Source organism: Bradyrhizobium sp. P5_C12 (assembly GCF_054049735.1).
The window spans coordinates 21,154-38,750 of record NZ_JBFULU010000061.1; the positions used below are offsets into that span (position 1 = coordinate 21,154).

19 protein-coding genes are annotated in these 17,597 nt (G+C 65.0%); 7 read left to right on the forward strand and 12 right to left on the reverse strand.

From position 1 onward, the window contains the following. Positions 1–97 precede the first annotated feature (97 nt). The 12 genes from ACXJMY_RS33535 to ACXJMY_RS33590 all read right to left on the reverse strand — a co-directional run bounded on the left by ACXJMY_RS33535 (position 98) and on the right by ACXJMY_RS33590 (position 13,078). Positions 98–778, reverse strand: coding sequence for a response regulator transcription factor (locus ACXJMY_RS33535; protein ID WP_456623633.1), 681 nt, complete (start codon positions 776–778; stop codon positions 98–100). Positions 779–1,061: 283 nt separating this feature from the next. Next, entirely contained in the window at positions 1,062–2,636 is a 1,575-nt protein-coding gene (locus tag ACXJMY_RS33540) for a Do family serine endopeptidase (RefSeq protein ID WP_456623634.1), read from the reverse strand. Between the two features lie 222 nt (positions 2,637–2,858). After that, entirely contained in the window at positions 2,859–4,202 is a 1,344-nt protein-coding gene (locus ACXJMY_RS33545; protein ID WP_456623635.1) for a methyl-accepting chemotaxis protein, read from the reverse strand. Positions 4,203–4,308: 106 nt separating this feature from the next. Further along, positions 4,309–4,791, reverse strand: coding sequence for a cytochrome c-type biogenesis protein (locus tag ACXJMY_RS33550; RefSeq protein WP_456623636.1), 483 nt, complete (start codon positions 4,789–4,791; stop codon positions 4,309–4,311). A gap of 4 nt (positions 4,792–4,795) precedes the next feature. Beyond that, a complete protein-coding gene (locus ACXJMY_RS33555) occupies positions 4,796–6,778 on the reverse strand; it encodes a heme lyase CcmF/NrfE family subunit (protein WP_456623637.1) in 1,983 nt (660 codons plus the stop codon). Next, the gene (gene ccmE, locus ACXJMY_RS33560) at positions 6,775–7,284 is read right to left on the reverse strand and encodes a cytochrome c maturation protein CcmE (protein WP_456623638.1); all 510 of its coding nucleotides are present in this window, start codon (positions 7,282–7,284) and stop codon (positions 6,775–6,777) included. Before ccmE ends, ACXJMY_RS33555 begins: the two co-directional genes overlap by 4 nt. Positions 7,285–7,321: 37 nt before the next feature. Beyond that, positions 7,322–8,476, reverse strand: coding sequence for a c-type cytochrome biogenesis protein CcmI (gene ccmI, locus ACXJMY_RS33565; RefSeq protein ID WP_456623639.1), 1,155 nt, complete (start codon positions 8,474–8,476; stop codon positions 7,322–7,324). Between the two features lie 131 nt (positions 8,477–8,607). Next, positions 8,608–8,877, reverse strand: coding sequence for a hypothetical protein (locus ACXJMY_RS33570; RefSeq protein ID WP_456623649.1), 270 nt, complete (start codon positions 8,875–8,877; stop codon positions 8,608–8,610). Between the two features lie 100 nt (positions 8,878–8,977). Next, complete coding sequence (locus ACXJMY_RS33575) at positions 8,978–10,381, reverse strand: hypothetical protein (RefSeq protein WP_456623640.1); 1,404 nt, start codon at positions 10,379–10,381, stop codon at positions 8,978–8,980. A 161-nt stretch (positions 10,382–10,542) separates the two neighbouring features. Next, positions 10,543–11,919, reverse strand: a complete 1,377-nt coding sequence (locus ACXJMY_RS33580; protein ID WP_456623641.1) for an ATP-binding protein — start codon at positions 11,917–11,919, stop codon at positions 10,543–10,545. Between the two features lie 95 nt (positions 11,920–12,014). After that, the gene (locus ACXJMY_RS33585; RefSeq protein ID WP_011085905.1) at positions 12,015–12,689 is read right to left on the reverse strand and encodes a response regulator transcription factor; all 675 of its coding nucleotides are present in this window, start codon (positions 12,687–12,689) and stop codon (positions 12,015–12,017) included. Between the two features lie 233 nt (positions 12,690–12,922). Then, entirely contained in the window at positions 12,923–13,078 is a 156-nt protein-coding gene (locus ACXJMY_RS33590; RefSeq protein ID WP_456623642.1) for a hypothetical protein, read from the reverse strand. 231 nt (positions 13,079–13,309) lie between these two features. Between ACXJMY_RS33590 and ku the strand changes: the two genes are divergently transcribed. The 7 genes from ku to ACXJMY_RS33625 form a co-directional block, all read left to right on the forward strand. Beyond that, positions 13,310–14,296, forward strand: a complete 987-nt coding sequence (gene ku / locus ACXJMY_RS33595) for a non-homologous end joining protein Ku (RefSeq protein ID WP_456623643.1) — start codon at positions 13,310–13,312, stop codon at positions 14,294–14,296. Between the two features lie 59 nt (positions 14,297–14,355). After that, complete coding sequence (locus ACXJMY_RS33600) at positions 14,356–14,592, forward strand: hypothetical protein (RefSeq protein ID WP_456623644.1); 237 nt, start codon at positions 14,356–14,358, stop codon at positions 14,590–14,592. 202 nt (positions 14,593–14,794) lie between these two features. Then, positions 14,795–14,974 carry a hypothetical protein gene (locus ACXJMY_RS33605; protein ID WP_456623645.1) on the forward strand — a complete coding sequence of 60 codons (180 nt, stop codon included), beginning with the start codon at positions 14,795–14,797 and terminating at the stop codon, positions 14,972–14,974. Positions 14,975–15,215: 241 nt separating this feature from the next. Further along, the gene (locus ACXJMY_RS33610) at positions 15,216–15,380 is read left to right on the forward strand and encodes a Flp family type IVb pilin (RefSeq protein WP_456623646.1); all 165 of its coding nucleotides are present in this window, start codon (positions 15,216–15,218) and stop codon (positions 15,378–15,380) included. Positions 15,381–16,366: 986 nt separating this feature from the next. After that, positions 16,367–16,693 (forward strand): hypothetical protein, encoded by a 327-nt coding sequence (locus ACXJMY_RS33615; RefSeq protein WP_456623647.1) that lies wholly within the window; start codon positions 16,367–16,369, stop codon positions 16,691–16,693. Positions 16,694–16,834: 141 nt separating this feature from the next. Continuing rightward, complete coding sequence (locus tag ACXJMY_RS33620; protein ID WP_456623648.1) at positions 16,835–17,245, forward strand: hypothetical protein; 411 nt, start codon at positions 16,835–16,837, stop codon at positions 17,243–17,245. Positions 17,246–17,426: 181 nt separating this feature from the next. Then, a partial coding sequence (locus tag ACXJMY_RS33625; RefSeq protein WP_456623650.1) for a transposase occupies positions 17,427–17,597 on the forward strand: 171 nt, incomplete at its 3' end.

A 17,597-nucleotide genomic window follows, 5' to 3' on the forward strand; every position in this document is an offset into this window, starting at 1 on the left:
TCGTGAACGTTTGATATCTGGCGCACGCTTGCGGGCCGGTAAGAAAACGGTAATCCGCTAGCCGATCTGGGAGCGAAGCGATTGATGTTTCTTGGCTTTATCTTATCCCGTCGCGGATCATGTATCCGGCGCCGCGGATCGTGTGCAGCAGCGGCCGCTCAAAACCCTTGTCGATCTTGGAACGCAACCGCGAAATGTGCACGTCGATCACGTTGGTCTGCGGATCGAAATGATAGTCCCAGACGTTCTCCAGCAGCATGGTGCGGGTCACCACCTGGCCGGCATGTTTCATCAGATATTCGAGCAGGCGGAATTCGCGCGGCTGGAGCGTCAGCTCGTCCTTGCCGCGGGCGACGCGATGGGAGAGCCGGTCGAGCTCGAGATCGCCGACCCGGTAGAGCGTGTCCTCGGCCGGACCGCCGCGGCGGCGCGACAGCACCTCGACCCGGGCCAGCAGCTCGGCGAAGGAATAGGGCTTTGGCAGATAGTCGTCGCCGCCGGCACGCAGGCCCTTGATGCGGTCGTCGACCTGCCCGAGCGCCGAAAGGATCAGCACCGGAGTCGAGTCGCCCTGGTCGCGCAGGGCGCCGATCAGGGACAGGCCGTCGCGCTTGGGCAGCATGCGGTCGACCACCAGAACGTCATAGTCGCCGTTCTCGGCCATGGCGAGGCCTTCCTCGCCGTCGCTGGCGTGGTCGGCAATATGTCCGACTTCGCGAAACGCCTTCACGAGATAGTCGGCGGATTCGCGGTCGTCTTCGATGATGAGGAGGCGCATCGTGCGTTCGGCGGCGGTCAAGGAGGTCAACCTTCTATGAACATGGCGCGCGGGGCAATCGCATGCAAGCCAAGCGAAAGAGACTTGGGGCGGGAAAAAGGCGGGCGGTGAAGCTGGGGGGACCTCACCGCCCTAGGCCTTCCGACGGAGGGGGGCGTAATTCCACCGGAAGGTAGACTGGGGAAGCGAACGTTACGCTGCTTCCCTGAAGGGCGCCGGCGGCGGGGGCGACTGATGCCGGCGACACCCTTCATCTCGTAAGCCTCCTGGGCCCTGGCCGGGCCTAGCCCTTGGCCAGGGGCACTGCGACAAAGCGCGACTGGCCGCCGCTCTTCACGCGCATCAGGACGCTGTTCTTGTTGTCGGTCCGCGCCGTGTTGATGGCGTCGCGGACGTCGCCGGCGGTGCTGACGCTCTTGCCGCCGACTTCGAGAATCACGTCGCCCTCCTTGAAGCCGCGTTCGGCCGCGGCGCTCTTCGGATCGACTTCGGTGACCACGACGCCGTCCTTGCCGGCGCCGGCCACGGAATTCGCGGGTGCGACCGTCATGCCGAGCTTCGGCACATCGGTGCCCTTGCTCGCGCCCTTGCCGCTGTCGTTATCGGTGTCGGCCTTGGCCTCGACCGTGTTCGGCAGCTGGCCGAGGGTGAGGTTCACGACCTTGTCCTGGCCCTTGTGCAGCACGTTGAGCTTCACGGTCGCGCCGGGCGCCAAGCCGCCAATGGTGCGAGCGAGCTCGCGGGCGTCCTTGACGGATTCGCCGTTGACCGACGTGATCACGTCGCCGGACTCGATGCCGGCCTTGGCGGCCGGACCGTTCGCCTGCGGCTCCGCAACCAGCGCGCCTTCGGCCTTCTTCATGCCGAGGCTGTCGGCGATGTCTGATGTCACCGGCTGAATCTGCACACCGATCCAGCCGCGGCTGACCGAGCCCTTGTCCTTGAGCTGCGCAACCACGCTCTTCACGGTGCTGGCGGGAATCGAGAACGCGATACCGACGCTGCCGCCGGAGGGCGAATAGATCGCGGTGTTGACGCCCATCACCTCGCCGTCGGTGTTGAAGGCCGGACCGCCGGAATTACCCTTGTTCACGGGCGCGTCGATCTGGATGAAATCGTCATACGGACCGTTGCCGATGTCGCGGCCGCTGGCCGAGACGATGCCCGCCGTCACGGTGCCGCCGAGGCCGAACGGGTTGCCGACCGCGAGCACCCAGTCGCCGATCCGCGGCTTGCCGTCGGCCAGCTTGGCGAACGGGAAGTTCGAGCTGCCCTCGACCTTGATCAGGGCCACGTCGGTGCGCTGGTCGGTGCCGATCACCTTGGCGGTATAGGTCTTGCCGTCGTCGGTCGTGACCTCGACCTTGTCGGCGCCGTCGACCACGTGGTTGTTGGTCACGGCGTAGCCGTCGGCCGAGATGAAGAAGCCGGAGCCCTGGCCCTGGACCACGCGGCCGCGGCCGCCCTTCTGGCCCGGGAACCCATCCGGACCGCCGAAGCGGCGGAAGAAGCGCTCCATCGGCGAGCCCGGCTGGAACGGCGAGGAATCGTCGCCGTCATCGTTGCTCGCAGTCTTTTCCTTGAGGTTGACCTTCACCGAGATCACCGAGGGCTTCACGCGCTCGACAATGTCGGCGAAACCGACGGGACGCTCGACCTTCCGGACCTCGTTGTTGACCTGCGCATGCGCCGGGCTGGAGAACAGGTCGGCAGGCGAGGTCGACGGACTGAAGCCATAGACCGCGGCACCGAGGCCGGCGACGACCGAGGCCATCAGCGCGATCTTGCGCGCGGAGAAAACCGACCGGCGGGGCTGCCGGTAGGACGGAAGATTCGAGAGATCGGGACGATCGGTCATGCAGAGGTTCTCCAGGGCCTTGAAATCCATTTGGTGCCGGATGGCAGCACCTTACGATCCTGAAGATGGGGGCTCCCGCCTTACCGCGCGCTGGCGGCGGGGTTAAACTTTTGTAATGAAGGGGCCGGCGGATGCGGCAGTTTATCGCAGGCTGAAAACTGTGATTCCACAGGAACTTAATAGGGTTCCGGCGCCGCGCGCCAGAGCCTGATTTCCGCCGCTTCAGCCCGCCCTGACGCCTGCGATGAACTCGTCGACTTCGCGCTTCAGGGTCTCGGCCTGCTGCGACAGGTCGACGGCGGAATCGCGCGCCTCGGCCGCCATGCGTCCGGTTTCCGCGGAGGTCGAGGTGATCTGGACGATATGATTGGAGACGTCGAGCGTGCCGCGCGCGGCATCCTGGACACTGCGCGTGATGTCCTGGGTGGCGGTGCGCTGCTGGGCGGTGTCGACCTCAATGCCTGACATGATCGACGAGATCTCCGACAGCGTCTTTGAGATAGCGTCAATCGCGCCACGCGTGTCGGCGGTGATCCCCTGGATGCTGGCGACATGCGAGGTGATCTCCTCGGTCGCCTTGCTGGTCTGGTGCGCGAGGCTTTTCACCTCGGAAGCGACCACCGCAAATCCCTTGCCGGCTTCCCCTGCCCGTGCCRCCTCGATCGTGGCATTGAGCGCCAACAGGTTGGTCTGCGAGGCGATGGCCTGCACCAGCTGCACGACTTCACCGATCTTGTCGGCGGCGCCCGACAATGTGTGGATGGTGTCGCGGCTCTTCTCTGCCTGGGTCGCCGCGCCCTCGGCGCGCTGGGTCGCATCCGTGACGCGGCGGCTGATCATTCCGATCGAGTTCGTCATCTCCTCGGCGGAGCCCGCGACCGTCTGGACGCTGGCGCTGGCCTGGCTCGCGGCGCTCGCCACCGCATTGGCCTTGCTGCTGGTGTCGTTGGCGGCCTGCGAGAGGGTCTCGGCGTTGCGCTTCAGATGCACGGCCGAGGACGCCACGCGGTCGACGACGCCGGCCACGAGCTCGTTGAAGCTCTTGATCCGGGCGTCGAGATATTTCGACCGCTCGGCCTGGTGCTGCGCTTCGTGGAGCTGCTGCGCCGTGAGGCGGCGCCGCTCCAGGCCGTTGGTCTTGAAAACCTCGAGCGCGCCGGCGAGCAGGCCGATCTCGTTGGTACCGCCAAGTCCCGGAACTGATGTCTCGAACTTCTGGGCGGCGACCTCGCGCATGGCATGCACGATCGCCGCCAGCGGGTTGAGGATGCCGTTGCGCACGGCAAACCAGGTGGTGAAGCAGATCGCGATGGCGACGACCGCGATCACGCCGCAGGCGATCAGGAACCAGGAGAACGCGGCCTGTGCCTGCTGGTAGATCTGCATCGCATGGTCGCGCGCGGGCCCGCTCAGCGCGGCGAAGTCCGACGACAGGCTGGTGATTTCGTTGTTGAGATAGAGCACCGCGACGAAGCCGGTGCCGCCGCCGATGCCCAGCAGGAACAGTAATGCAGCGACGACGGCGCCGACCAGGAAGCGGATCGTCAGGTTGCTGTTCGTGAACATTGCTGAGGACTCAAAGTCTGGAATCGAATTTCGCGACAAGCTTCCAGACAAAGGTCAACAGAGCATGAAACACGCTGCGCTGCGCAGCCTACGTATCATTACGTAGCTAGCGCGATTTGGCGTCGTCGGACATCAATGCGGCGAGCTGCGCTTCTTCATCGGGCGTGAGCGGCGGTGCTGGTACGTCTGCACCATTCCGGGCGCGACGCCGGATTTGCAGCCACAACGCCAGACCGCCGCCGGCCAGCAGCAGCGGCGCGAGCAACCACAACAGCAAGGTCTGCCGCTCGAAGCGCGGCTTCAGCAGCACGAACTCGCCGTAGCGCGCCACGAGGAAGTCGAGCACCTGCGAATTGCTGTCGCCGGCCGCGATCCGCTCGCGCACCAGCAGCCGCAGATCGCGCGCAAGCGGTGCGTCGGAATCGTCGATCGACTGGTTCTGGCAGACCATGCAGCGCAGCTCGCGCGACAATTCACGCGCGCGGGTTTCCTTCGCGGGGTCCGTCATGATCTCGTCGGGCTGCACGGCATAGGCCGCGGGCCAGGCCAGCAGCATCATCGCGACAATCGCCAGCACCATCCGACGCATCGGTTCACTCCGCCGGCTGGAGGCGTTGCTTGGCCCGCGCCGGTTTCGGCGCGCCGACCCGCAAGCGCCGGTCGGACAGCGAGAGCATGCCGCCGAACGCCATCAGCACCGGTCCCCACCAGATCAGCAGCACCAGCGGCTTGTGATAGATGCGCACGGCGATTGCGCCCTCGGCGGTGGCGTCGCCGAGCGAGACATAGAGCTGGCTTGCACCACGCGTCAGCAGCGCGGCCTCCGTGGTCGACGAGCCGCGGGTGGTGAAGCTGCGCTTGGACGGCGTCATGACGCTGAGCGTCTCGCCGTCACGGCTGACGTTGAACTCGGCGATCATCTCGCGGTAGTTGGGGCCCTGGCGCTGAAACAGCCCGTCCAGCTTCAGATCGTAGCCGGCGATGTGGGCGACGTCGTTCTGCTTCATCGTCGCGATGTATTCGCTGTTCCAGGTGGTCTCGCAGACGATCCCGATCAGCGCGACGCCGAGCCCTGCATGCGCGAACACCGAGCCCCAGGTCGAACGCGGCAGGCCGCGGGCGCGATGCAGCGTCGTTGCGAATGGCAGGCGAAACAAGCCGGTTCGTTCGGCCAGATCCGTCGCTGCACCGGCGATGACGAAGACGCCAAGCCCGATTGCCAATGGCGCCAGCGCACTGCCGCCACGCGTCCAGGCCCAGACGATGGCGATTACAACGAGGCTGGCAACGCCCGCCGCGAGCAGCCGCTGGGTGACGCCGAGCAGATCGCCCCGCTTCCACGCCAGCATCGGCCCGAACGGCACGGCGAGCAGCAGCAGTGTGAACAGGGGCACGAAGGTGAGGTTATAGAACGGCGCACCGACCGACATCTTGAAATCGGCAAGCACTTCCATCGCCAGCGGATAGAGCGTGCCGAACAGCACGACGGCGCAGGCCACGGTGAGCAGCAGATTGTTCAGCACCAGCGCGCCCTCGCGCGAGATCGGCGCGAACAGGCCGCCCTGCTTCAACGCGGTCGCGCGTCCAGCGAACAGCGACAGGCTGCCGCCGATGAACAGGCAGAGGATCAGGAGAATGAACACGCCGCGGGTCGGATCGGTGGCAAAGGCGTGCACCGAGGTGATGACGCCCGAACGCACCAGGAAGGTGCCGAGCAGCGACAGCGAGAAGGTCAGGATCGACAGCAGGATGGTCCAGACCTTCAGCGCATTGCGCTTCTCCATCACCAGCGCCGAGTGCAGCAGTGCGGTGCCGGCGAGCCACGGCATCAGTGAGGCGTTCTCGACCGGGTCCCAGAACCACCAGCCGCCCCAGCCGAGCTCGTAATAGGCCCAATAGGAGCCCATCGCGATGCCGAGCGTCAGGAATATCCAGGCGACCAGCGTCCACGGACGCACCCAGCGCGCCCAGGCCGCATCGATGCGACCCTCGAGCAGCGCCGCGATCGCGAAGGAGAACGAGATCGAGAAGCCGACATAGCCGAGATAGAGCATCGGCGGATGCACAGCGAGGCCGATGTCCTGAAGCACCGGGTTGAGATCGCGGCCCTCGATCGGCGGATTGGCGATACGTAGGAACGGGTTCGAGGTCACCAGGATGAAGAGATAGAAGGCGCTGGCGATCCAGGCCTGGACTGCGAGCACATGCGCGCGCAGCGACAGCGGCAGATTGTTGCCGAACGCCGCGACCAGCCCGCCGAACAGCGCCAGGATCGACACCCACAGCAGCATCGAGCCTTCATGGTTCCCCCACACGCCGGTGATCTTGTAGATCAGCGGCTTCATCGAATGGGAGTTCTCGTAGACGTTGGCGACGGAGAAATCCGAGTTCACGTGCAGTATCACGAGGGCCAAGAACGAGGCCCCGACGAACAAAAGCTGCGCCAGCGCGGCGGAGCGCGCCACGTTCATCAGGCCAACGTCGCGCAAGCGTGCACCGATCAGCGGCACGATCGACTGGATCAGCGCCAGCGCGAGCGCGAGCACCAGCGCGTAATGTCCGGATTCCGCGATCAACGCACTGCTCCCTGCGGGTTGCCCTGCGCGGTCGTCGCCGCAGGCTTTACGCTATCCGAAGCCTTGGCGCCGTAATCGTCCTTCCAATGCCCCTGCTTCTTCAGGGCATCGGCGACGTCCTTGGGCATGTAAGTCTCGTCGTGCTTGGCAAGCACGGTGTCGGCCTTGAACACGCCGTTGGCGTCGAGCGCGCCTTCGGCGACGACACCCTGCCCTTCGCGGAACAGGTCGGGCAAAATGCCCTTGTAGGCGACCGGCAGCTTGGCACCGCCGTCGGCGACTTCAAACGTCACCGCGAGATTGTCGCCGCGCTGGAGCGAGCCGGGCTGCACCAGGCCGCCGAGGCGAAACCGCTTGCCGGGCGCAACGTGCTTCTCGGCGACCATGGTCGGGGTCGAGAAGAACACGATGGAATCGCGAAGTGCGTTGAGCACCAGCGCGGCCGCGAGCGCGAGCACGGCGAGCGAGCCGCCGATAATGGTCATACGTCGCTGCTTGCGGGTCATGGCGTATCCGTTCTCGGCTCGTCTCGTCCCAAAATCGTCATCCGTCGAGCCCGAGCGTCTTGAGACCTTCGTTGAGCTGGCGCAGCCGCTCGGCGTCGTTGGCGACCGCCTGACGCGCGTCGGTCGAGGCGCCCCTCGCCTTGTCGCGCTCGCCCATCACGAGATAGGCGCGCACCAGGCGCAGCCAACCCTCGACGTCATCGCCGTTCTGCTTCAACCGCGTGGCCAGACGCTCGACCATGCCGCGCACCATGGCGCCGCGATCGCCCTCGCTCATGTCCTTGGACGCAGCGATCGTCTCGTCCGACAGCGCCGGCAGCCCGCCGCCGCCGGCCCTTGCGAGCGCGGATTGCACCAGAGGCCGCCACGGCGCATCCGCCGGCGCTTTGGCAAGCAGCGCGCGCCAGATCGTGGCCGCATCGTCCTTGCGGCCGTCCTGCTCGGCGGCGAGCCCGAGGAAGTAGTTCGCCTTGGGATCGTCGGCGTCCAGCGCACGCGCGCGCTCGAATTCGGCCTTGGCTTCCGCGGTCACCACGCCGCCGGCGGCAGCCGACAGCGCCTCGCCGAGGTTGGACCTGCGTTCCGCGCTCTCGCCGTTGTAGGTGAGCGAGTTACGGTAGGCGCGCGCCGCATCATCGAAGCGGCCGAGCCGCTCCAGCACCGGCGCGAGCACGTTCCAGCCGCGCCCATCGGTCGGATTCTTTTCCAGATGTTGCTCGACCTGCACGACAAGGGTCTCGAGCGACCGCGCCATGCCGGACCCTGACCCGCGCTCGCGCTGCGCCAGCGGAAAGTCCTGAAGCATGGGCGAACCGAGCGGCATGTAGACGCCGATCGCGACGAGCGGCAGGCCAACGAGCGCCAGCACGGCCGCGGCGCGGCGCCATTTGAGACTCGACTTCGACGCCGGCGCGGGCTCATGGCCGGCCGCGGCGAGCAGCCTGCGGCTGATCTCGACGCGTGCGGCCTCGGCTTCCGGTGCCGCGATCAGCCCTGCGCCGAGATCGCGCTCGAGCTCGGCCAACTGGTCCTTGTAAACCGCGACCTCGCTGCCCTGAATTTGAGTGTCTTGATCTTGAGCGTCTTGGGTCTCAGCGTCGCGGCCTTGCGCGCGCACGCCGCGGCCGAGCGGCCAGAGCACGGCGAAGATCGCCGCGACCGTCATCAGCGCGAACACGAACCATAGCGTCATCAGGCAAGCTTCCGGCGGCGCGCGAGCCGCGCCCACAGGTGGCTTTACACCACGGCTGGACGATGCGGCAATTGACAATTGTCAATTTGCCGCGACCCGATGCCGTCTCGAAATCGTGGAAATCCAACGGCTTAGTGTATCTCGAAGTCTACACTCTGGGCGGCGTCCTCGCCGTGCCCGTTGATGGCCTTCAGGAAGTACGTTCCCGGCCGGATCGCATCCGGCAATCTGATGCGCAACGCGCCAACGGGAACCGGCGACGCGATCGTCGTGGTCGTCTCCGGAAACTGCCGACCGCTTCCCTTTTCGACCAGCACCACCTTCGCCCTGACCATCAATCTCTGGTACTTCGCCACGATTACGCGGTTCTCGATTTCAACGAAGCTGATAAGTGGTTTCATGCGCCCACAGATAGAAATTCCCCGGACCGGCACGTCGACCGTAGGGCTCGCCACCGGCATCGTCAACCACAAATTGTGATCACGAAAATATGCGCTTGGATCAACTTGCGCGCGACGATTTGCGCTCGCCGGTCAGCGCGTTTTCCGCGGCGCGGCTCATCAGCGAGGCGTAATCGTCACCGAACAGCAACTGGCAGAAACGAATCGCGGCCTGCACCTGCTGCTGCCGATAGGTGCGGACCTTGTGATCGGCCGCGCGCAGCGACTGCACCAGCTGCTCGGTCGAGCGCTCCACATATTGCTGGAGGTCGGAATAGGTGCGCAGCGTCACCTCGTTGATCGCAAGCTCGCTGGCATAGTTGCGGCAGGTTGCGACGAAGTCGATCAGCGCCGCGGTCTCCTCCACCTCGGTGCTGTCGATCCGCGCCCCCGGCGGAATGTCCTTCTCGGGACGCTGGCGCAGGATACGGCGAACACGGCCGGGAACGCTGTCGATCTCGGACTGGAGCGCATTGGAGATGTCGGCCCGGATCGAGGTCAACTGCTTGCCCCAGGCGGAATCGTTGCGCAGATCGAGCTCGGTGCGCAGGCCGCGCACGCCGTCGTGCAGCGCCTTGAGATTGTCGGCGACGTTGTCGAAATAGCTGCGCTTGATGTCCATGCGCAGGATGGCGGCAACGCAGGACAAATCGTGCAGGGCGATGGTGACGGCGACGCCATAGGGCGTTGCCGCGACGCGGATCTCGTCGTCGGACGCCGCAATCTTGATGGCGAGGCGGATGATCTGCCACGGCGCGGTCATCCGCTGCACCACCATCGACAGCGCGAAGGGCAGCATCTGCGGCGTCTGCAGCGCCGGAATGTTGAGCGCGGCCATCACCGAGGCGATCTGGGAATCGCCGAAGGCGCGCAGGAAGCGCGGCAGCTTTTCGTTCAGGGTGGCGATGGCCTCGCGAACCGCAAGCACCGCCCCGGTCGAATACAGATCCTCGATCACGTTGGGCGGACCGACGCGGGCGAGCGCGCGCGACTTGTCGCCGCCGCCGGGCCCGGTCAGCGCGAAGATGGCGTCCGCGGCGACGGCCTGGAGCTTCTGCGCCAGGGCTTCGACCTGCCCCGCACTGTCCGCCACCGGCATGCGCGCCAGCGCGGCCTCGAATTCATTCACCTTGTCCGGGGCACCGTCGCGGCCGAGCCATTGCCAGATCGGCAATAGCGAGGACCGGCGGATCTGTCCGACCCGGATCGGCGCGCCGGCCTCGACCAGAAACGGTTCCAGCACCTGGAACAAGAGCCGCGACAGATCGTCGGTGCGCGGCGCGGGGGCCTCGTCGGCTTCCGTCTTGCGCACGATCTTGCGCAGCTGCTCGAGCACGAGGGTCGCCACCGCCGTGTCCTGGCCACGCTCCAGCGCACGCTCGAACTCCCGCATCAGCAGCGCCTGCGATTGCGGCGGGAGCTGCGCGAGATATTCCCTCAGCCGCTCGATCGATGTCTGGCTCATGCGCCCGGGTAATGCACGGTAAAGTGGCGGACATGGGATGCGTCCGGGCGCGATCATAGGGGCGCGCGCCTTAAGAAGCCGTTGAGGAAGTCGCGCCGAATGCCCCCGATTTCCTCCCGGGCGTCGCCCGCCAAGGCGAAAAGCCATGCCGGAACAAAGGATTATATTCCGGGGAGGCCCAGCTCGGCCCGCAGCCCTCCGATCGGCGCGCTGCCGAGCGAGAGGCTGCCGCCGTAGAGCGCGGCGAGGTCGACCACGATGGAAAGGCCGAGCCCGGAACCGGGCTTCGACTCGTCGAGCCGCTGCCCGCGCCGCGAGACCTGGGCCCGCTCGGTCTCCGACAGCCCGCGGCCGTCGTCATCGACGATGATCCGCAAGCGCGGACCTGCGCCCGCCTGGTGCGGCGCCTCCACCAGGACCTCGATGAAGACGTGCGAGGCGGCCCATTTGCAGGCATTGTCGACGAGGTTGCCGACCATCTCCTCCAGGTCCTGCCGCTCGCCCCGGAATTTTGCCGACGGATCGGCCTTGGCCTCGACGACGATACCGCGGTCGCGATGGATCTTCTCCATGGTCCGCCGCAGCGCCTCGATGGCGGGTGCAACCTCCGTCACGGTCGCGACCACCGAGACCCTCGCCGCGATACGGGCGCGCTCCAGGTGATGGGCGACCTGATCGCGCATCACGTCGGCCTGCTCCATGACCTTTGCGGCGAACGGGTCGGCGGCGTGCACGCCGGCCTCGTTGACGATGACCGAGAGCGGCGTCTTGATCGCATGCGCGAGATTGCCGACATGGGTGCGGGCCCGCTCGACGATCTCGCGATTGGCGTCGATCAGCGCGTTGGTCTCGCGCGCCAGAGGTGCGATCTCGACCGGGAATTCGCCCTCGAGCCGCTCCGCCCGGCCGGAGCGGATGTCGGCAATCGACTCCGAGATGCGCTTGAGCGGTGCGAGGCCGAAGCGGACCTGGAACACCGTGGTCAACAGCAGCACGATGCCGAGCGCGGTGAATGTGCCGCCGAGATAGTAGTCGAAGCTGCGCGTCTCGTCGAAAATCTCGGTATCGTCGCCAGCGACGCTGACGAGATATTTGCCGTCGCCGCCGAGATCGACCGGCCGCTCCACCATCCGCAGGTTCTGGCCCTCGGGCCCGTCGACATAAGCGAGCCGGATGCCGGCAGCTGTGAGCTCGGAGCCCTGCTCTTCCAGCTTCGGCAGCTTCTTGTCCCAGAGCGAGCGCGACGAGCGCACCTCCGGCTTTTCGGTGTCGGTCCGCGTGATCTGCCAGTACCAGCCGGACAGCGGCAATTCGAACAGGGGCTCGCCGAGCGACTGGAACTGGCGGTCCGGCGGCTCGTCGGGGGTGGCGACCTCGGCGATCAGTGTGCGCAGATAAAGGTTGAGCCGGCGGTCGAAGGCGCGCTCGGTGGCGTTCTTGTAGACCGATGACAGCACCACGCCGGTGATGGCCAGGATCACCACCAGCCACGCGGTCGCCGACAGGAACAGTCGGTTGGCAAGCGAGCTAGCGGCCATCGGAAGGATCCCGGAAAGCGCAGGATGTCGGGTCGTCGGAGGTCATGACCGGACCAAGGCCCCCTGTTCGGCCTCCCGTCAAGCCCGAGAAGGCCTCAAGCGCCCGGAGCGGGCGGCGGGGTCAGGAGATAGCCGAGGCCACGGACGGTCTGGATGATGTCGACGTCGAGCTTCTTGCGGATGCGGCCGACGAACACCTCAATCGTATTGGAGTCGCGGTCGAAATCCTGGTCGTAGAGGTGCTCGACCAGCTCGGTGCGCGAGACGACGCGCCCCGAATGGTGCATCAGGTAGGCCAGAAGCCGATATTCGTGCGAGGTCATCTTCACAGGATTGCCGGAGACGCTGACCCGGCCGGTCCTGGTGTCGAGCGTGACCGGGCCGCAGCTCAGCTCGCTCTGGGCATGGCCGGTCGAGCGGCGCAGCAGCGCGCGGATGCGCGCCAGCACCTCCTCCAGATGGAACGGTTTTGCGACGTAGTCGTCGGCCCCGGCGTCGAACCCCTGGACCTTGTCGCTCCAGCGGTCGCGTGCGGTCAGGATCAGGACCGGCATGGTGCGGCCGTTGCGGCGCCAGGCCTCCAGCACCGAGATGCCGTCCTTCTTCGGCAGGCCGATGTCGAGCACGACGGCGTCGTAGGGCTCGTTGTCGCCGAGATAATGCCCTTCCTCGCCGTCAAAGGCGCGGTCGACGACGTAGCCGGCGTCGGTCAGGGCCTTGGTGAGCTGGCGATTGAGATCGGGGTCGTCCTCAACAACGAGCAGGCGCACGCTTCTCTCCAAAGATAGGCTGCAGGACAGGCAGCATGATCGACCGCCACAGATGATCAATTCCGGCGTGAACTGAATATGAACGCAGGGAACCGCGGAATGTTACTTTTTGGTCATATACGCTCTGCCACGCACCGACGCGATTGCGCCCGCCAGGCCACCGGACGAGCCGGCGGCGTGGCGGGCGCAATGTGCCGCGTTATGCGGTGAGTCGGAAGGTCCAGACTTCGCCGTCAGGTCCGGAAGAACACGAACCAGACCACGGCGAGGATCAGGATCGCAAGCCCGGTCGAGATGGCAAGCAGCGCCGCCACCGACGGTCCCGGCTCGCCCTGGCGTGCCTCGGTCGCGGTTTCGACGATCTGACGGTGGTCTCGCGTGGTTGCCATGGTGACCTCAAATCGCTGGCTGTCGCGGCCGACCGCCGCGACTTCCTCGCGGCGATATCCGGTGGCAACGCCGCATCCGATGCGATGTTCCGACCATTTGGCGCAGGCCCGGACGGCACCCCCGCGCCCAACGGTTAACGCCGTTGCAAGATTCCGCCCGGCCGCTTGCTATGATTCGTTGTTCCCCGATGTTATCGTTACCCGTTGTCCCCGTTGCGTTTGGAGTAGCCCATGGCCCCCCGCGCCAATTGGAAGGGTTTTCTGCGTCTGTCGCTCGTGACCTGCCCGGTCGCGCTCTATCCGGCCACGTCGGATACCGAGAAGGTCTCGTTCAACCAGATCAACCGCAAGACGGGCCACCGGATCAAGTACCTCAAGGTCGACGCCGAGACCGGCGACGAGGTGACCTCCGAGGACATCGTCAAGGGCTACAAGGTCGACACCGACACCTATATCGAGGTCACCAAGGACGAGCTCGACGACATCGCGCTCGACTCGACCCACACCATCGATATCGACGAGTTCGTGCCGAAGACCGACATCGACAACCGCTACCTGATCCGCCCCTACTACCTCGTGCCGGACGGCAAGGTCGGCCACGACGCCTATGCCGTGATCCGCGAGACCATCCGCAGCATGGACAAGGTGGCGATCGGCCGCGTGGTGCTGACCAACCGCGAGCACATCATCGCGCTGGAGCCGCTCGAGAGCGGCCTGATGGGCACGCTGCTGCGCTACCCCTACGAGGTGCGCAGCGAAAAGGAATATTTCGACGACATCCAGGACGTGAAGCTGACGAAGGACATGCTCGACCTCGCCAAGCACATCGTCGAGAAGAAGTCCGGTGCGTTCGACCCCGAGCTGTTCGAGGATCACTACGAGACAGCGCTGATCGACCTCATCAACAAGAAGCGTTCCGGCACGCCGATCTCGGCCAAGGCCACGCCGAGGACCGGCGGCAACGTCATCAACCTGATGGACGCGCTGAAGAAGAGCATCGCGAACGAGAAGGACGCAGCGCCCGCGGCGAAGGTCGCCAAAGAGACCGTCAAGGGCAAGAAGCCGAAGAAGCGCGTCGAAGGCCAGCGCGAGATGCTGTTGCCGATCGCCGGCAAGGGCGGCAAGCAAGCCGCGACTGCCAAGGAAGCGCCCAGGGAAACTCCGAAGAAGGCCGACAAGCCGGTGCGCGCGCCGGCGCGGGCCAAGAAGGCCGGATAGCGGCAACGGCCCGGAGGCGAAGCGCGTCGTGAGATCGTCGATGGAGCGGCCGGCCTGACATGCCCTGGTCGGCGCCGTTCGACGATCCCATTCCCTTGCGCAACGGGCGCAAGCTGCTCACGCTTCAGCAGGCGGCCGACCACATCATGCAATTGCCGGAGGACGCGCAGCACGAGGCGCATTGGCAGACCGCCATCGAGACCTTGATCCAGGCGGCCGAGACCGGCGGAGGCTGGCTGCTGTTTGCCCGCATCGCGATGTTGCGGGCGCTGAACGCGGACGGACGGCGCGTATGAGAGCCAAGCTTGCTCTCGACATTGGTATCGTTGCCGACCCGTTGACGAACAGCCTCAACAATCGGTTAAGCGGCACCGTCGTTTCCGGCACGCCCTTCCATCGTGCTGCGCCAACGTATTCCTACGGGAGACAAAATTAACCGTCGATTGCCTTCGCGCGCAGCATGGTCCCGCCATCGATTGAGCCAAGGTTCGCGTGCCCGTGCAGCAGGAAGTCAGAAAGAACTACATCGGTATCGTGAACGATACGACCGATGACGAGCGGGTCGCCGACGCTGCGGCGCGGACACGGCCGCGCATGATGGGATATCTGGTCGGACGCCTCGCAGACGTGCTGAAACTGCAGCGCAAGGGCGCGCCGGGACGCAGCATCGCGCCCTGAGACACGGCAGCGCCCTGGGATGCCTTCACCCCTCGCCATCCCGGACGATGGTTGAGGGTTTTGCCGATTTAGGTCCATTTGGATTGACTATAGAAACGCTGGTTTAACGGGTGCCACGCTATGAGACAGCAGGCGAGGCTCGCCAAACCTGCACCTTTGACGCGCGCAAAAGCCTGATCAATCAATTTACCGCTCTGAAACGACGCGGGCATACATTGTACCGAATGAAGAGGAGTTGGCGATGAGTTTGCTCAGGTCTTTCCTTGCCGATGAAAATGGCGCCACCGCCATCGAGTACGGATTGATCGCCGCCGGTATCGCGCTCGCGATCGTTACGATCGTGAACAACACGGGCAGCGCGCTCCTCAACAACAAGTTCAACTCGATCAGCTCGTCGCTGAAGTAACGACGAGACCTGGCGCGCTCAAGATCTGGCGCCCAAGATCTGGCGCCGAGGGCCGAACGGCCGTGCCGCGAGGCCAGAACCCGGCGCACTTTCAATTCCCACCTCCCCAGCGGGCACGATTCCGCATTCCCGCGGTTTGTTTCGCCCGGGCTTTGCTGTCTTCTCCCACCCTCTTCGAAGAGAGGGCGCAGGGAAGGCCGGGCGCCGGCTGGCACCCGCAATCCCGTGTGCGGGTTTAATGCGCACGGGCGGACCACAGGTGACGCCGGAGACATCCCGGCCTTCCCTGCGCGGTTGGTTTTAACGGTGTCCTTCGTGCTCTCCCCGGGGAGCGATGCACTATTGCCCCCGTCGCCATGCAGCTGGCTGACGCGCGTGCCCGGTTGAGCCGCCACATCACCGCATGACTTGACGCACAGACCCCGGGCGTCAGGACCACACGACTTCTCCGTCCGCGCACATCCCCGTCCGCATCATCGACGGCTGGCGTGCGCTCGCCGTCGAAGCCGAACGGGGATGCTGTCAGCGCCGTGTCGTACCGCGCGTGCCGCTGCTCACGAAGGATCTCCGCCCTGCAGCCAACCCTGCGCGCCGACGCCGTCGCGTCCACCGCACCCCTGCCCGCGTCCCGTGACGGCCGCGAAACGCCCCTTGTGGCGGGCCGGGATGTCCAGGGTTGTACGGCAAACCAGAATTTCTGTAAATACGAATGTTTTGATGGCGAGCGATTGACCCAATGATGGTGTGTTTTGCCCGTCGGGCAACGCAATGGATCGTAGCCCGGATGGAGCGCAGCGAAATCCGGGGAGCGGCTCCCGCGGACACAGCTGTCCCGGATTACGCTTCGCTCCATCCGGGCTACGAGACTACTTTGCCGCGGGCTCATCACAGCTGGATATTCCACGGCATTGAGGGTAGATCAATTCGTCCGATACAACCGCGACAAATGCCAGAGCCGTCGTCGGCGCTGGAATGAGGCGAAATCGATGAGCAAGACGAAAACTCCACAGGACAAAAAGCAGCAGAGCTATGAACTCGACCGACGCAATACGTATGGCGAAAACCAGAAGAGCAGCCGAAAGAACATTCCACGCAGCAAACAGCTCTCTCATCAAGACGAGCGCCGCTCCGTGCGGCGGGTTTTACTCTCTGCGCAAGGGAGTATTGCAAGTGAAGTCGCAGACGAAGCGCAATCGCAGGTCCTGATCAAAGGTCGGGTGAAAAAACTGCAAGGATTTCGCAAGTCACCGGATAGCCCTTTGGGCGAGGTCATCAAGCGGCGTTTGCGTAAGCGAGCGGCAGAGGTGGAATGAACTGACTCGATCCAATCGCAAAGGTGGAGTTGGATGGGTTTCGCTTCGACTACCCACCCAACGAGCCGGCATATTTCAATACAGCGCGGCTCGGAGAGTCATGCTATCAATCGCCGAACCAAAGCTGTTTGAAGGACGCGGATGAAAAACACGACGCTCTTGGCGCTCAGCTGCATGGTTGTTGGCGTCTGGTCACAGGACAGCGCGAGAGGACAGACTTCCCCCGCGCCGCCGGTCTCGCTCGCTCCGCCCAAAGCATCGCCGCAAGCGGGCACCAAAAATTCTCCGGCGGCGTCTGACGGCGTGTCGTCGATACCGGCGACCGGTGGGCCTCCATCCTTGCCGAATCCTGCCGCCGATTACGATGGCTTTAGCGTCGGCACCGTCGAGGACAATGGCACGCCGGATCAGGCGACCCGACCAATGCGGTCACGCGCAGCAAAAGGCTCCAAGCCCAATCCGGATACAAAAGGCGTCGCGGCACAGGAAGCGATCGATCAGGAAGACGAGGCGTTGAAACGCAAGCTGACGATCTGCAAAAGCTGCAAGTAGAAGGCGACGGCACCGAAGCGCCGATGCAATGGACCGCGACGGTCGGCGGCCCGCCGCGGCAAGATCGCCTGTAATCTGCTTCACACGCAAACGCGCCGGGGCGCGCTAGGGTCTGTACTCAATAGGGATTCCATCTGAAATTAGTTTGTGATTCAAGCATCTCAGCGGAAGGGAGGCTTGAATGGCAAAGCAGGTCTACTGGCTCAGCGATGCGGAATGGCGGCGGGTTGAGCCGTTGTTGCCGCGAGGGCGCAAGGGAGCCCATCGGGTCGATGATCGACGCGTGATCAGCGGCATCGTGCACATGCTGAAATCTGGCTCGCGCTGGCGCGATTGCCCGGAAGTCTATGGC

Excerpts from the sequence above, each read along its gene's own strand:
- ACXJMY_RS33580 (WP_456623641.1), bottom strand. The coding sequence starts at position 11,919 with ATGGCCGCTAGCTCGCTTGCCAACCGACTGTTCCTGTCGGCGACCGCG.
- ccmI (WP_456623639.1), bottom strand. The coding sequence starts at position 8,476 with ATGACGCTATGGTTCGTGTTCGCGCTGATGACGGTCGCGGCGATCTTC.
- ccmE (WP_456623638.1), bottom strand. The coding sequence starts at position 7,284 with ATGACCCGCAAGCAGCGACGTATGACCATTATCGGCGGCTCGCTCGCC.
- ACXJMY_RS33550 (WP_456623636.1), bottom strand. The coding sequence starts at position 4,791 with ATGCGTCGGATGGTGCTGGCGATTGTCGCGATGATGCTGCTGGCCTGG.
- ACXJMY_RS33600 (WP_456623644.1), top strand. The coding sequence starts at position 14,356 with ATGCCCTGGTCGGCGCCGTTCGACGATCCCATTCCCTTGCGCAACGGG.
- ku (WP_456623643.1), top strand. The coding sequence starts at position 13,310 with ATGGCCCCCCGCGCCAATTGGAAGGGTTTTCTGCGTCTGTCGCTCGTG.
- ACXJMY_RS33610 (WP_456623646.1), top strand. The coding sequence starts at position 15,216 with ATGAGTTTGCTCAGGTCTTTCCTTGCCGATGAAAATGGCGCCACCGCC.
- ACXJMY_RS33620 (WP_456623648.1), top strand. The coding sequence starts at position 16,835 with ATGAAAAACACGACGCTCTTGGCGCTCAGCTGCATGGTTGTTGGCGTC.
- ACXJMY_RS33535 (WP_456623633.1), bottom strand. The coding sequence starts at position 778 with ATGCGCCTCCTCATCATCGAAGACGACCGCGAATCCGCCGACTATCTC.
- ACXJMY_RS33590 (WP_456623642.1), bottom strand. The coding sequence starts at position 13,078 with ATGGCAACCACGCGAGACCACCGTCAGATCGTCGAAACCGCGACCGAG.
- ACXJMY_RS33575 (WP_456623640.1), bottom strand. The coding sequence starts at position 10,381 with ATGAGCCAGACATCGATCGAGCGGCTGAGGGAATATCTCGCGCAGCTC.
- ACXJMY_RS33570 (WP_456623649.1), bottom strand. The coding sequence starts at position 8,877 with ATGAAACCACTTATCAGCTTCGTTGAAATCGAGAACCGCGTAATCGTG.
- ACXJMY_RS33540 (WP_456623634.1), bottom strand. The coding sequence starts at position 2,636 with ATGACCGATCGTCCCGATCTCTCGAATCTTCCGTCCTACCGGCAGCCC.
- ACXJMY_RS33615 (WP_456623647.1), top strand. The coding sequence starts at position 16,367 with ATGAGCAAGACGAAAACTCCACAGGACAAAAAGCAGCAGAGCTATGAA.